This window comes from Leeuwenhoekiella sp. A16, assembly GCF_047946675.1.
Classification (GTDB): domain Bacteria; phylum Bacteroidota; class Bacteroidia; order Flavobacteriales; family Flavobacteriaceae; genus Leeuwenhoekiella.
In genome coordinates, this window is the sequence record NZ_CP172313.1 from 259,752 (window position 1) to 274,380 (window position 14,629).

Here is a 14,629-nt window from a genome sequence, read left to right on the forward strand (position 1 = left end):
TATAACTAAAAAAAACAAAAATTATGAAAACCACACTTGAAGAAGCAAAAGAAAGAAATCATGATGAGATCGTTTCAGATTTACAGGAATTGCTAGAGAAGAATTATGATGCAGAAAAAGGTTTTAAAAAAGCTATAGAAGACGCAAAAAATCCGAATCTGAAAGCATATCTTAAAAATCAAGCATTTACAAGGAACAGGTTTGCTACAGAAATTGATAAGATTTTACACGACCTTAATGAGCATCCTAAAGAAAGCGGAAGCACAGCAGGTACTTTACACAGAACGTGGATTGATATTAAAACCGCAGTAACTGGTCATAGTGACGAGTCAATTCTTGAAGAATGCATTCGTGGTGATAAAGCCAGTGTTGAAGAATATGAAGAGAAATTAAAAGATAATCGTTTTACGCCTGAGATCGCTTCTGTACTTCAAAAGCAACTGGCAGATATAAGACAAACATTGTCTACAACTAAATCATTAGAAAATTTAACCGAGCAGGTTAAATAAATTGTTAAGTCCCCTTAAGAAAAATCCTGAAGTTTAATTGCTTCAGGATTTTTTTATGCTTTGTTTTAAGTATACTATAAACCTCATGTCACCCTGTTCAGAAAGCTTTCTTGATAGATTCAGAAGTACATCAAAATGCTATTGGTTTATTAGTGCGATTCTGAAATGAATTCACAATGACGGCTTCGTGCTTTCATCACCCTGAACTAGTTTCAGGGTCACATAATCGTCTTAATATATTTAGGCATCATTCAGCTTAACTAGCGCTTCTTCCATATCAATACCGGTTTCCAGAACAGGAGTAAAAATATCACCGTGGGTTTTTAGCCTTTCCAGCATGGTTTTTATAGTAAAATTACCGATTTTCAGTCCGCTTTTTACTTCTTTCCATTCTAAAGGTGCAGAAACTGTCGCGCCGGGTTTAGGTCTTGCGCAATATGGGGATGCCAATGTTTGCCCTCTCCTATTTTGTAAATAATCAAGATAGATTTTTCCTTTTCTGTCTTTTACGGCTCGCGCCATAGAAGTTAGATCAGGCAGCATGTCGTGAATGTAATAACACAGAAGTTTGGTAAAATCGCGGGACTCTTCGTAGGTGTATTTCGCTTTAAGCGGAATATAAATATGCATTCCACTTGACCCTGAAGTTTTGCAGTAGCCCTTTATTCCCGCCAGATCTAATACTTCTTTAGTAGCCTGCGCTACAGTAATAATTTCTTCAAAAGTGTTTTTATCTGAAGGATCAAGATCTATAATTATATAGTCAGGATTTTCCAGATTTTGAATACGGGAATTCCACGGATTTATCTCTATACAACCCAAATTTGCCATATATAACAAGGTTGCTTCATTCTGACACAATAGGTAATTGATATCTTTTTTAGAAGATTCTGAGTAAACTTCAAAGGTTTCTATCCACTCTGGCAGCGTCTCATTATCTTTTTGATAAAATCCCTGACTTTTTATACCGTTAGGATGGCGATGCAAATTTTGCGGCCGGTCTTTTAAGTATGGTAAAATCACATCTGCCACATTGAGATAATAATCTATAAGATCATATTTTGTGTAACCAGCATCCGGCCAATAGATTTTTTCCAAATTACTTATGGGAACAATATGACCGTCTACTTCCAGATTTGAACCGCTTTTGAAATTTTCACCAGAATCTGAACTTTCAGGCTTTGCGGTTTTTGACGGAGTCACTTCATGTGGAGTTTTATCTGACCGAATACCTTTAAAAACAGGATGACGCATGATGCCGCTTTTTGTCCATTCTGAAAATTTTACTTCACAGATTAATTGCGGACTCACCCAATTGGGTTTTCGGCCCTTCAGATTTAATTTTTTATCGAAGGGATTTTCATCAATTTTCAATTTTGCGACTTGATCTAACAAAACCTGTTGCTCATCTGCAGACCAGCCCGAACCACAATTGCCTATGTAAGTCAACTTCCCTTCCTTGTACATGCCTAAAATGAGGGAACCAAAAATAGAGCCCCCGCCCACAGAATCTGTATAACCACAGATTATGGTTTCTTCAGTCTCTATTGCCTTTATTTTAAGCCATTTTTCACTTCTGTAACCAGGCGAATATGTAGAATCTGTTTTTTTAGCAATCACACCTTCCATACCGGCGTCAACGGCTCGTTTATAAAAAGCAGAACCCATACCTTCTATATGCTCGCAGTAGATCACTCTTTCCAGATCATCAATAACATCGGGAATGAGACTTTTTCGCTCCAGCAATTTAAGATCAAGCATGCTGTGGCCATTTAAATACAACATGTCAAAAACGTAGTAGCGCAAAGCACCGGGCGTGTTTTCATCATAATTTTGCAATGCCTGAAACTGCGGCAATCCTTCTTCATTAAGTACAACAATCTCACCATCTAAAATCACGTCATGCGGAATATGCTCCAGCTCATTAGCGATCTTTCTAAATTTTGTGTTGTATGAAATTCCGTTGCGGGAATATAGATTTACCCGTCCCTCTTTAATGTGCGCCATCACGCGGTAACCATCCCATTTGAGTTCATAAACCCAGTCAGGATCATTAAATATCTTTTTAGTTGCTGTTGCCAGCATAGGTTTTACAAATTCTTCCGGGTCGAGTTTTTTGACCTTTCCAGCCGATTTTTTAGTGCTTTCAGGAGATTTTTCTGCGAAAACCTCAGCATCATAATCAAGATCTGTAGAGAAAGAATCTTTCTTTTTAATGAGCAGCCAGTGATTGTCTGCATCGCGCCGCTTGGTATGAACCAGCGCAAATATGCCATTTATCTTTTTTCCGAAGAATTCAATCTTGAGATCACCTTTATCAAATTGCTTTAAAAGATCTGGCTCTTCAGAATTAGGAGTAACACGATAAGTCCCTTCATCCCAGATCTTCATAACTCCGGCGCCATAATTTCCTTTTGGGATCGAGCCGTGAAAAGTGAGATATTTTACCGGGTGATCTTCAGTTTGTACTGCGAGACGCTTGTCATTAGGATTAAGAGAAGGACCTTTTGGCACAGCCCAGCTTTTTAGAACACCGTCCATCTCAAGTCTAAGATCATAGTGCAACCTTCTCGCCTGATGCCGTTGTATTACAAAACGACCGGCATTGTCATCACTGATCTCTGCCTGGGGTTCTGGTGTATTTTTAAAATCGCGTTTCTTGTTATATTCCTCAAGAGCCATTTTTTAGGAAGCTTTACCCGTCTTTTTCTTTTCGAGACTGGCTTTAAGTTGAGCCATAAGATCTTTAGCCGGAGTAGGTTTACTCTCAAATTTCTCCGATTTTGGTGCCTTTCCGGTCGATTTTGCATCGATTATCTTCATTAATTGGTCAATATAGACATCTTTAAATTTGGCAAAATCAAATTTCTCAGTGTATTGTTCTATCAAAGAAACGGCCATGTCTACCTCTTTTTTAGAAACTTTCGCCTCGGGCAATTTAAGTTCGCCGGGATCGCGTATCTCATCAGAAAATCTAATAATATGCAAAACAAGAGCGTCTTTATAAACACCCACTAGCGCTAAATGCTCCTTTTGACGCATGACAAAAGTAGCCACGCCCAGTTTTTTTGTTTTCTTAAGCGCATCGCGCAACAGGTTGTAAGACTTACCACCTTCTTTTTGAGGCTCAAGAAAGTAAGGTTTTTTAAAAAGAACGTCTGCAACTTCGCTTTCTTCAATAAACTCTTCTATGTCTATAGTTTTGCTCTTTTTCATGTTGGCCTGATCAAAATCTTCATCTTCAAGAATCACATAGCCATCATCTTTCTTAAACCCCTTTACAATGTCCTTCCACTCTACTTCTTTACCCGTATTTTCATTCACACGCTTATAGCGAATGTGAGCATTATCATGTTTGTCTAGCATATCAAGATCAAGCTTGCGATCTTCTGATCCTGAGTACATTTTTATAGGTATAGAAACAAGACCAAAACTTATAGAACCATTCCAGATTGAGCGCATATATCATGTAGTTTAAAAATCAAATTACAAAAAAGCCCAGTAGAGCTTTACGGTATTAATTTAATTTTAAGAGTTTAAATAGCATTCTTATTAAATGACTGGATATGAACTATATAAAAATATAAACTTCTAAAAAACTATTTAACAATATGTTAAAATTTCAGGACATACTCTTAATATTTCTTAATTTCAACCAAGACTTGAATTACTACTTCTTTAAACTAAATAAAAATTCACCCATCATGCCAAGTTATAACTTAAATGTAAATGGAGAATCGCTTTCTGTAGATGTTGCAGAAGATACACCAATGCTGTGGGTATTAAGAGATCATCTTGATCTTGTAGGTACCAAATATGGTTGCGGGATAGGACAATGTGGGGCTTGTACTGTGCATGCTGACGGTGTAGCTACACGTAGTTGCCTCTTGCCTGTTTCTGCCGTAGAAGATACAAAAATTACAACCATAGAAGGTTTATCTGAAGATGGTTCTCACCCTGTACAAGAAGCGTGGAAAGAAATTGATGTACCGCAATGCGGTTACTGCCAGGCCGGGCAAATCATGACGGCTTCGGCTTTTTTAAAAGAAAACCCGGCTCCTTCTGAAGATGAGATACGTACAGCCATGCAAGGCAATATTTGCAGATGTGCAACTTATAATCGCATAGAAAAAGCGGTTTCAGTAGCAGCTAAAAACTTAGGTTAATCCCAATTAAAAATTTGAAGAAAATGGCAACCATGACATCAAAATACGACAGACGCTCATTTATGAAAGTCTCGGGACTGGTAAGCGGCGGGATCTTAATAGGATTTAACCTTTTTACTGCGTGTAAAGAAAAGGCAGAAGTACCGGTTGATATCGCTCAACTCGATTTTAAAGACTTTAATGCATTTATAAAAATTGCAGATAATGGTGCAGTGACAATTTTCTCACCAAACCCAGAAATTGGTCAGGGTGTGAAAACTGCAATGCCTATGATCATCGCAGAAGAACTAGACGTACCCTGGAAAAATGTTTATGTAGAGCAGGCACCGCTGGATACTAAAAATTTCACGAGACAGGTAGCCGGTGGTAGTCAATCTATACGTGCAGGCTGGGATGCTTTGAGACAAACAGGAGCTACAGCCAGACAAATGCTTATTAATGCTGCTGCTGCGAAATGGGATATAGACTCATCAGAATGTACAACTCTTGATGGCTTTGTTATTTCGCCGAATGGTACAAAATTAGGCTATGGCGAACTAGTAACTGATGCGGCGCAACTTGAAGTACCAGAAGAAGTAACACTTAAAGAGCCCAAAGATTTTAAAATAATAGGTACCGATACTAAAAATGTAGATATAGATAAAATCGTTACAGGAAAACCACTTTACGGCTACGATTATAAAGAAGACGGGATGGTGATAGCTTCTGTAATGCGCCCACCCGCTTTTGGTAAAAAGCTTGAATCTTTTGATGATTCAGATGCTCGCGCAGTAGATGGTGTTGTTGATGTTATCAGGTTTGATGATAAAATTGCCGTGCTTGCAAAAGACACCTGGTCTGCCATGAAAGGTAAACGTGCTTTACAGGCAAATTATGTTGTAGACAGCAAACTTGAAAGTTCTGAAGAACACGACAAAATTCTTACCGGTCTATTAGATGGTAAAGAATTTAATACTATGCGTAAAGACGGTGATATTAATAAAGCTTTCGCGGAAGCTGATCAGGTTTTAGAACGTACTTACGAAGCACCATTCTTACCGCACAACTGTATGGAACCTATGAATTTTTTTGCAAATGTAACTGCAGATAAAATTCACCTTGTTGGGCCAATACAAACGCCAGAAGGCACTGCTAATGGTGTTGCTGAAAAACTGGGACGAGATATAAATGATGTTCATCTTGAGATGACTCGTATGGGAGGCGGTTTTGGTCGTCGCCTATATGGGGATTTTGTGATGGAAGCAGCACAGATTTCAGATCTGGCTAAAAAACCAGTAAAGGTTGTTTTTAGTCGTGAAGATGATATGACTGCCGGAACTTACAGACCTTCTACAAAATACAGATTTAAAGCTTCTGTAAAAGATGGAAAAATAACCGGTTATCACTTAAAAGAGGCCGCTATTAACTCTAATATGTATGGGTTGATACCTAACTTCTTCCCTGCCGGTTGTATAGAAAACTATCAGGTAGATGTGGCTAAATATGATAGTAATATTAGCACAGGTGCCTGGCGAGCACCTTATACAAACTTTTTAGCTTACGCCGAACAAAGCTTTTTTGACGAACTTTCTGAAGTGATGAATGTAGATCGCGTGCAAATGCGTCTTGATCTGCTTCAAAAAGTGAAAGGCACAACAGACGAGCGCATACAATACTCACCAGAGCGTATGGAAGATGTTATTAATACGGTAGTAGACAAATCTGGCTGGGGTAAACAGGAAGACGGTGTTTATCAGGGTTTTTGTGCATATTACTGCCACAATACGCATGTAGCCGAAGTTGCAGATGTTGTACTTGAAGGTGGCCAGCCTGTGGTTAAAAAAGTTACTTGTGTTGTAGACTGCGGTATAGTTGTAAACCCGTTAGGTGCTTTAAACCAGATAGAAGGTGGTATTGTAGACGGGATAGGTCATTCTATGTACAGTGACTTCACTTTTAAAGACGGGCAACCAGATTCTAGTAATTACGGGACTTATAGATTAATACGCATGCAGGAAGCGCCCAAAGTAGAAACACATTTTATACAAAATGAGCTTTCTCCTACAGGTTTAGGTGAGCCGGCTTTGCCTGCTGCAGGAGCAGCCGTAGCCAATGCTATTAAAGCGGCGACAGGACAACGCCTGTACAAGCAGCCATTTACAAAATATATGCAGGTAAAAGAATTAATAGGTTAATTCGCTAAATTTTAACAATCATTCTAAACAGAGATAATTTACTTCGTGTATTTATCTCTGTTTTTGCAAATAACTATGACCCACGAATTCAAAAAAATCGTTGAAAATTATATAAAAACCAGCCAGAAAGGCTTAAAATCGGTACTTGCTACTGTTGTTAAACTCGATGGTTCTTCATACAGACGCCCCGGTGTACGCATGCTTATAAGTGAAGACGGGCAAATGACCGGCGCTGTAAGTGGTGGTTGTGTAGAGAAAGAAGTGCTTAGACAGGCGCAAAGTGTTTTTAGTGATGGTGCTCCTAAAATGATGACTTATGATGGCAGATACAGACTAGGCTGTGAAGGAATTTTATATATTCTTTTAGAACCCTTTAATGTTGATCAGAATTTTGTTGCTAATTTCAAGAGGAATTTAAAGTCCAGAGCACCATTTAGTATTCAATCTTATTTCGCTTTAAGCGAAAATAACTCTAAAATGGGTTCTGTGATCAAATTTGAAGATGGGACTTCTTTGCCGTTTTCTTCTGCTTTTAATCCAGAAATTGACCCTAAAAGTGAGGTTTTTAAGCAGGATATGTCGCCTGCTTTTAAATTATTAATTATTGGCTCAGAGCATGATGCGGTACAGCTTTGTATTACGGCGGCTCAATTGGGTTGGGAAGTAACAATTGTTTCTTCACCTAAAGACCCAAAGACGTTACTCAACTTCCCGGGAGCGGAGGAAATATTAAATGTTATTCCGGAAGAATTACCTACTTCAAAAATAGATGAAGAGACTGCAATTATTCTCATGAACCATAATTATGCTCTTGATCTTAAATTTCTTACCTTTCTAAAAGACACTTTACCCGCTTATATTGGTCTTTTAGGTCCGTCACGACGCAGGGAAAAATTATTAAACGAGTTTATGGAATATTGCCCTGAGGTCAGTTTTGATTTCTTTGACAGCGTACATGGTCCTTCTGGTTTAAATATAGGTGCAGAAACACCGCAGGAGATCGCTGTTTCTATAGTTTCAGAGATTCTTGCAACCATAAGAAAACAAGATCCTATCGCATTAAAAGATAAAAGCGGAGCGATACATACTTAATTTCCAGATTTTGAAGAAAATAGCAGCACTGGTTGTTGCGGCAGGTTCTTCCAGCCGCATGGGTTCAAATAAAAGTAAACCTCAGGACAAGTCTGTGAACTATAAATCTGAAAATACTTCTCTACCAGACAAATCACGGGCTATCAAAAGTTATGGAGGGATCAAGCAACTATTGCCATGGGGTGATACAACTCTTTTAGGGCATGCGATAGATCAGGCGCTTGCCGCAAATGTTGAAGAAGTTGTGGTTGTGTTGGGAGCTCGCTATGCTTTTATAGAACCTACAATTCGCGATAAGAATGTAAAAGTTTTACACCATGAAAGCTGGGAAAATGGTTTAGGATCTTCAATTGCGTATGGCGTAAATTTTATTGACAGGGAGCGTGAATCTAATGCTGTTCTTATCACTCTGGCAGATCAACCCTTAATAGACACCGCATATTTAAATAGTCTTATTAGCCATGAAATTAAAAATCCTAAGCAAATAATAGCCACCCAATATCCTAATAAAATAGGAGTGCCAGCTTTATTTCCTAAAAAGTATTTTAAAGATCTAATTAAGCTGGATAAGGATTATGGTGCTAAACACATTCTGAATAATCCCGAAGCAAATGTGCTGGTAATTGATGCTAAAGAGCGCATTGCAGATATTGACACGCCTGAAGATTATGAGAAATTAAAAGGTTGCCAGAAGTAATTATCGCTTAAAACTCCATGATAAAAGCCGGGTGAATTTCGTAGTAACGGGTATTTTCTAATTTCATTCGTCTACACATTTCTACCATTCACCGACACTTAATGCCGATTTTATCGATTTAAAACCTGATTTTCAGCATTTAGAGGCACTTTTGTACACACTCAACTACAACCTTATTTTTTTAAAGTGCCATGAATAACAACCTGTCTATTCTTCTCATTGAAGACGATATGATCGAGATTATGAAACTCAACCGTACTATAAATTCGCTTGGGCTTCAACACAAAATCACAGAAGCTAACAATGGTGAAGAAGCTCTCGAAATACTTGCACGCAAAGACAGATTACCAGACATCATATTTCTTGATCTTAATATGCCAAAGATAAACGGACTTGAGTTTTTAAAAATCCTAAAAGCCGATGAAGTTCTGCGTTACATACCTACAATAGTTTTAACCACATCTGCTAACCACAAAGATGTACACGCGTGTTATAAGGTAGGAATTGCCGGCTATGTCATCAAGCCATTAAAATATGAAGATTACGTACAAAAAATAAAACATGTATTGAATTACTGGAGCATTAATGAACTAATTAAGGGATAGATGAAAGGCATAGTTTTTACAGAATTCCTTGAGATGGTAGAAGAGCAATATGGCTTGCAAACCGTTGATTATATTATTAGTCATTCCCGGTTAAAATCACAGGGTATCTATTCTGCAATAGGCACGTATGATTTTATAGAAATGCAGACTTTAATAGGTCAACTAAGCGAAAAAATCAATATTCCGGCAGATGATTTGATCTATACATATGGGTTATATTTTTTTAAAGCGCTCACTTACCATCACCCAACGGTATTTCGCAGTTATAGCGATCCTTTTGAATTTCTCGCTTCTATAGAAAATCACATTCATGTACAGGTACGCAAGATCTATCCCGGCGCAGAACTACCCTCATTTAGTATTTTAAGTCAAGATCAAAACAACATGGAAATGGTCTATTCATCAGATAGGGCTATGTATATGTTTGCCAAAGCATTGATGGAAAAAAGTTTTGAATATTACGGTAAAAAAGCACATATTGAGCTAATTAAATTAAACGAAAGCGGCACCCAAGTCAAATTCATGATTTCTACTATTCAATGCAACAATCAGAACAAATCAATATCTTAGAACGAGCACTTGCGCGTGAGAAGGAAGCACGTAAATCAGCTGAACACATTCTGGAGCAGAAATCTACAGAGCTTTATGAGCTTTCTCTTGCTTTGCAGAGTTCTAATGATAAATTAAAAGAATTACTTTCTGAAAAAACCTCTGAGCTTGAGGGCGTTTTTATTAATATTTCAGATGCGTATGTCGTAATAGATCTTAATGGCAACGTACTTAAAATGAATAAGGCGGCAATAAAAATGCTGGGCTACGATCACAATCTGGAACTTATAAATCTAAATGATTTAGTCAAAAAGGAATTTAAAGATTACACGCGGCTGGCTTTTAAAAAACTTGTTAAAGAAGGTCATTTTTCTAACTATCAAGCTCATATTATCACAAAATCTGGCGCTGAAAAGATCGTGCAGATCAATGCCAGCATAATACACAATAAGGAAGGAGCTCCCATTGCTGCTCAGGGTATCGCTCGTGACATCACACAAGAAACCAGATTAAAGCAGGAGCTGGAAGAGCAAAAAAAGCAACTGAACATAATAATTGAGAATTCACCCATAGGTATCGCTCTTTCTGATGAAAATGAGACTGGTCTTGTGATGGTCAACAATGCGCTTTGTAACATGTTAGGCTACGATAAAGATGAGTTTAAAGATCTACAAATTCAGGATCTTACGCACCCTGAAGATATTGAGATTTCTGCCGTAAACCGGGAAAAACTATATACAGGTGAATCTGATACATTTACTTTAGAGAAGAGATATATCACGAAACATAAAAACGTAGTATGGGCAAAAACTTCGGTAACGGCGGTAAGAGAAAAATCGGGTAAAATAAAATACCAGCTTGGTACAATTGAAGATGTTACTAAAGAGAAACTGGCAAAAGATAAATTACGAGAATCAGAAAACAGGCTTTCTACTATAATCGTAAACCTGCAAACAGGTATTCTGCTTGAAGATGAAAACGGCAAGGTTCTGCTTACAAATAAGCAGTTCTGCAATTACTTTAACCTGAAAGCCAGCCCAGACGATCTAAAAAATTCTGACTGTACCTGCAACGCTTATCAAATCAAATCTTTTTTTGCTGATTCTGAGCAATTTTTATTTCGTGTAAACGAACTTATACAAAATAAAGAAATTGTTATTGCTGAAGAATTAGAACTTGCAGATGGAAGATTTTTTGAGCGTAGCTTTATTCCATTACACAATGATGGTGTTTATAAAGGCCACTTGTGGAGTTATGAAGATGTGACGATAAAGAAAAATCATAAAGAAAATCTTAGAGCTCAAAAAGACAAATACAGCGGCATAATTGCTAATATGAATCTGGGGCTTGTTGAGCAGGATAATGCAAACAATGTACTGCTTGTAAACCAGAGTTTTTGTGATATTACGGGCTACAGTGAGCGTGAATTACTTGGCCAGAATATTAGAAAAATGTTGCTTGGTGGTAATGTAAAAGACGTACCATCTCAGGTAATAGATGACACCTGGGAAGTAGAAATAATCACTAAGTCAAAAGCCATAAAACGCTTACTGGTTAGTAAAACCTTAAATTTTGATGTCAATAATAATGTTATTGGCTCAACGGGAATCTGCCTTGATATAACAGAGCAGAAAAATCTCGAATTGCAAAAAGAAGCACTCTTACAAAGTCTTGAACTTCAAAACGAGCAGCTCAATGATTACGCACACATTGTTTCTCATGATCTCAAGTCGCCTTTACGCAGTATCTCTGCATTACTAAGCTGGACAAAAGAAGACTTTAAAGAGCAACTGGGTAAAGAAGGTCTTAAAAACCTGAATCTTGTAGAAAATAAAGTAGTGAAGATGGACACGCTCATTGCAAATATTCTTGAATATTCAAGTATAGAAAAAAGCAATCTCAATGACACAGAGCTTGATCTAAATCTTCTAATAATCAACATTCAGGATATGATCTACGTGCCAGATCATATTGAGATTATTATCAAGAACCGCTTGCCCATTATCACTGCAGATGCAACCAGAATACAACAATTGTTTCAAAATCTAATCACTAACGCAGTTAAGCATATAGATAAGCCTAAAGGCGAAATTATAATAGATCATACGCAGGATGAGAGTCACTATACATTTTCCATTCAGGATAATGGCGTAGGAATCCCTTTTGAATATCACGAGAAAATATTTAAAATGTTCAATTCACTAAGCACCACAGAAAAATCTACCGGAATTGGTTTAAGTATTGTGAAAAAAGTGATCGAGCTGTATGAGGGAGAAATTTGGTTAGAAAGCGAAGTAAACGTTGGTACCACCTTCTTTTTTACTCTAAAACGATAGATAATGAAAATTGTACAAGCACAACGCACAGAAAGCACAGAATGGGATTATCTCACCGGAAATCAGCAATTGAAAAATCCGCTGGTTTTTGTGTTTGCAAACCGGTTTTTATTAGAAGATAAGTCGATTATTGAAAGTATACGCCAGGAATTTCCATATCAAGATCTCGTTTTTGGCTCAACTTCCGGCGAAATAATAGGCCAGAATGTAACCGAAAATTCAATTTCTGTTACAGCAGTAGAATTTGAAAAAAGTTCATTTATCGTAAAAAGAGCAAATATACTTGCTCACGATAAAAATGCGCATGCTCTGGGTATCGAACTAATAAATGAAATACCCAAAGAAGACCTAAAACACGTCTTTGTAATTTCTGAAGGTAGCTTTGTAAATGGCAGTTCGTTGATTGATGGTATAGAATCTGGCATTGACGATACAATTGCATTAACCGGTGGCATGTGTGGTGACGATGCCAGATTTGAAAAAACACTCGCTTCGTATCAGGAAGATCCTAAAGAAGGCGAAGTGATCGCTATAGGATTTTATGGAGTCTCGCTTGAGATCTCATTTGCCAGTTATGGTGGCTGGATTCCTTTTGGCCCTGAGCGTAGCATAACAAGATCTGAAGGCAATATTCTTTATGAACTCGATAACGTACCTGCTCTTGATATTTATTCTAAATACTTAGGCGATAAAGCTGCAGAATTACCCCAAGCGTCGCTTTTCTATCCGCTAAATGTGACGGCAACCGGGAAGAAGCATCCGGTTGTGCGCACCATTTTAAATATAGATAAAGAAAACAATTCTATGATCCTTGCGGGTGACGTACCATTAAATGCTCAAGTACAACTTATGATGGCATCTGTAGACGGTATCGCCACCGGTGCCTACGAGGCCGCAAAACTGGCAATTAAGAACAGAAATCAACCTGCAGATCTCGCAATACTTGTAAGCTGCATTGGCAGGAAACTCGTGATGGATCAACGTGTAGAGGAAGAAATAGAAGAGGTGATCGAGGTTATAGGCCAGAATGCCAGCGTGAGTGGTTTTTACTCTTATGGCGAGATGGCCCCCTATCAAAGCGAGCGTGCGTGTGAGCTGCACAACCAGACAATGACCCTAACTTTAATCAGCGAATAGTGAACTCTCTCCTTCAAAGACAAATAAAGAAATTTGTAACTGCAAAGAATATAGACATTGCACCTCTAAGTGATTTTCTAGAGGCGATTGACAGGTCGTATGATAATTATGAAAATCACCTCAGCATGTCACAACGGGCGATGAAAATAAGTTCTGACGAACTTTTTGAAGCCAACACAAAATTGAGGGAAGAAGCAGAAAGTCAAAAAAAGATAATAGACAGCCTTACTCACGTTGTAAAAACGCTTAACCTAAAATCGCCTAAAAATGAGCAAAAATCGCTCGAAGTGGTCGATTTATCGACCTTTATAGAAGAACAATCTAACGAGATTCTGCGCATAGATAAACAACGGGAAGAACTGCTTAAAAACCTAGAGCGAAAAAATCAGGTACTTTCAGATTACGCACATATGGTATCTCACGATCTTAAATCACCGTTGCGAAGTATAGACTCCCTCGTTAACTGGATCATGGAAGATAACCGCGATTTGATTAACGAAGAGTGCAGCACACAATTCAATCTAATTTTAAAAAACGTTGAGAAAATGGATGGCCTTATTACCGGCATTCTCAATTACTCGACCATAGACCAGGCAGAGCTGAGTACTTATGATGTAGACACCCAGCATTTAGTTACAGAAGTAGTACAAATTCTGTATGCCCCGGCACATATTAATATTGAGATAGATAATAATCTTCCGGTGATAAACGGTGATAAATTTCGCTTACAGCAACTCTTTCAGAACCTGATACAAAATGCTATAAAAAGTATAGACAAAGCTCAGGGCGAAATACACATTGGTGTAAAAGAAAGAGAATACAAGTGGGAGTTTTTTATTAAAGACAACGGTAAAGGCATATCAACACAGCATTATAAAAAGATCTTCCAAATTTTTGAAAAAATAGACGGTGATCAAAACTCGACCGGCATAGGTCTCTCAATAGTAAGAAAGATAATAGACTTTTACGATGGCGACATCTGGCTTAAAAGTGAACCAGAAAAAGGAACCACGTTTTACTTTACTTTACCTAAAAACGATTAATGACAGAACAGCCCAATATAGAAATGATCAGGCAAATGTCTGGTGGCGACGTTTCTTTTGAAGAAAAAATGATCGAGATCATACAACGAGAATTGCCTAAAGAGATCAATTTATACCGTGAACACCTCAAAAATGCCGATTATCTTACTGCAGCAAAAGATGTTCACAAGCTTAAACATAAAATAAGTATTTTGGGACTTGAAAAAAGTTATAAGCTCGCTGTTGATTATGAGAACCAACTTAAAGAAAATAAATCTTCACTTTCAGACGCTTTTGAAGACATTCTTAAAAACATGTTAGGTTATATAAATACATTTTAAA

13 protein-coding genes are annotated in these 14,629 nt (G+C 37.7%); 11 read left to right on the forward strand and 2 right to left on the reverse strand.

The features are described 5' to 3' along the window. Positions 1 to 23: 23 nt before the first annotated feature. Positions 24 to 509, forward strand: a complete 486-nt coding sequence (locus tag ACH3O9_RS01075) for a ferritin-like domain-containing protein (RefSeq protein ID WP_416443509.1) — start codon at positions 24 to 26, stop codon at positions 507 to 509. Between the two features lie 240 nt (positions 510 to 749). Here ACH3O9_RS01075 and ligD read toward each other — a convergent pair whose 3' ends face one another. Next, complete coding sequence (gene ligD, locus ACH3O9_RS01080; protein WP_416443511.1) at positions 750 to 3,191, reverse strand: DNA ligase D; 2,442 nt, start codon at positions 3,189 to 3,191, stop codon at positions 750 to 752. A 3-nt stretch (positions 3,192 to 3,194) separates the two neighbouring features. Further along, a complete protein-coding gene (locus ACH3O9_RS01085) occupies positions 3,195 to 3,971 on the reverse strand; it encodes a Ku protein (RefSeq protein WP_416443513.1) in 777 nt (258 codons plus the stop codon). A 242-nt stretch (positions 3,972 to 4,213) separates the two neighbouring features. On the opposite strand from ACH3O9_RS01085, the gene ACH3O9_RS01090 reads away from it, so the two are divergent. From ACH3O9_RS01090 to ACH3O9_RS01135, 10 genes are all read left to right on the forward strand, one after another. Continuing rightward, positions 4,214 to 4,675 (forward strand): (2Fe-2S)-binding protein, encoded by a 462-nt coding sequence (locus ACH3O9_RS01090; protein WP_416443515.1) that lies wholly within the window; start codon positions 4,214 to 4,216, stop codon positions 4,673 to 4,675. A 23-nt stretch (positions 4,676 to 4,698) separates the two neighbouring features. Continuing rightward, positions 4,699 to 6,849, forward strand: a complete 2,151-nt coding sequence (locus tag ACH3O9_RS01095; protein ID WP_416443517.1) for a molybdopterin cofactor-binding domain-containing protein — start codon at positions 4,699 to 4,701, stop codon at positions 6,847 to 6,849. Between the two features lie 75 nt (positions 6,850 to 6,924). Next, positions 6,925 to 7,941: an XdhC family protein gene (locus ACH3O9_RS01100; protein WP_416443519.1), complete on the forward strand. Its 1,017-nt coding sequence runs from the start codon at positions 6,925 to 6,927 to the stop codon at positions 7,939 to 7,941. Between the two features lie 10 nt (positions 7,942 to 7,951). Next, on the forward strand, positions 7,952 to 8,638 hold the full coding sequence (locus ACH3O9_RS01105) for a nucleotidyltransferase family protein (protein ID WP_416443521.1): 687 nt from the start codon (positions 7,952 to 7,954) through the stop codon (positions 8,636 to 8,638). Between the two features lie 191 nt (positions 8,639 to 8,829). Then, on the forward strand, positions 8,830 to 9,243 hold the full coding sequence (locus ACH3O9_RS01110) for a response regulator (RefSeq protein ID WP_416443523.1): 414 nt from the start codon (positions 8,830 to 8,832) through the stop codon (positions 9,241 to 9,243). Continuing rightward, positions 9,244 to 9,813: a heme NO-binding domain-containing protein gene (locus tag ACH3O9_RS01115; RefSeq protein ID WP_416443525.1), complete on the forward strand. Its 570-nt coding sequence runs from the start codon at positions 9,244 to 9,246 to the stop codon at positions 9,811 to 9,813. Next, on the forward strand, positions 9,783 to 12,128 hold the full coding sequence (locus ACH3O9_RS01120; protein ID WP_416443527.1) for a PAS domain S-box protein: 2,346 nt from the start codon (positions 9,783 to 9,785) through the stop codon (positions 12,126 to 12,128). Before ACH3O9_RS01115 ends, ACH3O9_RS01120 begins: the two co-directional genes overlap by 31 nt. 3 nt (positions 12,129 to 12,131) lie before the next feature. Then, positions 12,132 to 13,265 carry an FIST signal transduction protein gene (locus ACH3O9_RS01125; protein ID WP_416443529.1) on the forward strand — a complete coding sequence of 378 codons (1,134 nt, stop codon included), beginning with the start codon at positions 12,132 to 12,134 and terminating at the stop codon, positions 13,263 to 13,265. After that, the gene (locus ACH3O9_RS01130) at positions 13,265 to 14,308 is read left to right on the forward strand and encodes a sensor histidine kinase (RefSeq protein ID WP_416443531.1); all 1,044 of its coding nucleotides are present in this window, start codon (positions 13,265 to 13,267) and stop codon (positions 14,306 to 14,308) included. The genes ACH3O9_RS01125 and ACH3O9_RS01130 overlap by 1 nt, the downstream gene beginning before the upstream one ends. Then, entirely contained in the window at positions 14,308 to 14,628 is a 321-nt protein-coding gene (locus ACH3O9_RS01135; protein ID WP_416443533.1) for an Hpt domain-containing protein, read from the forward strand. Before ACH3O9_RS01130 ends, ACH3O9_RS01135 begins: the two co-directional genes overlap by 1 nt. Position 14,629: the final 1 nt, after the last annotated feature.

Excerpts from the sequence above, each read along its gene's own strand:
- ACH3O9_RS01075 (WP_416443509.1), top strand. The coding sequence starts at position 24 with ATGAAAACCACACTTGAAGAAGCAAAAGAAAGAAATCATGATGAGATC.
- ligD (WP_416443511.1), bottom strand. The coding sequence starts at position 3,191 with ATGGCTCTTGAGGAATATAACAAGAAACGCGATTTTAAAAATACACCA.
- ACH3O9_RS01085 (WP_416443513.1), bottom strand. The coding sequence starts at position 3,971 with ATGCGCTCAATCTGGAATGGTTCTATAAGTTTTGGTCTTGTTTCTATA.
- ACH3O9_RS01090 (WP_416443515.1), top strand. The coding sequence starts at position 4,214 with ATGCCAAGTTATAACTTAAATGTAAATGGAGAATCGCTTTCTGTAGAT.
- ACH3O9_RS01095 (WP_416443517.1), top strand. The coding sequence starts at position 4,699 with ATGGCAACCATGACATCAAAATACGACAGACGCTCATTTATGAAAGTC.
- ACH3O9_RS01100 (WP_416443519.1), top strand. The coding sequence starts at position 6,925 with ATGACCCACGAATTCAAAAAAATCGTTGAAAATTATATAAAAACCAGC.
- ACH3O9_RS01110 (WP_416443523.1), top strand. The coding sequence starts at position 8,830 with ATGAATAACAACCTGTCTATTCTTCTCATTGAAGACGATATGATCGAG.
- ACH3O9_RS01115 (WP_416443525.1), top strand. The coding sequence starts at position 9,244 with ATGAAAGGCATAGTTTTTACAGAATTCCTTGAGATGGTAGAAGAGCAA.
- ACH3O9_RS01120 (WP_416443527.1), top strand. The coding sequence starts at position 9,783 with ATGCAACAATCAGAACAAATCAATATCTTAGAACGAGCACTTGCGCGT.
- ACH3O9_RS01125 (WP_416443529.1), top strand. The coding sequence starts at position 12,132 with ATGAAAATTGTACAAGCACAACGCACAGAAAGCACAGAATGGGATTAT.
- ACH3O9_RS01135 (WP_416443533.1), top strand. The coding sequence starts at position 14,308 with ATGACAGAACAGCCCAATATAGAAATGATCAGGCAAATGTCTGGTGGC.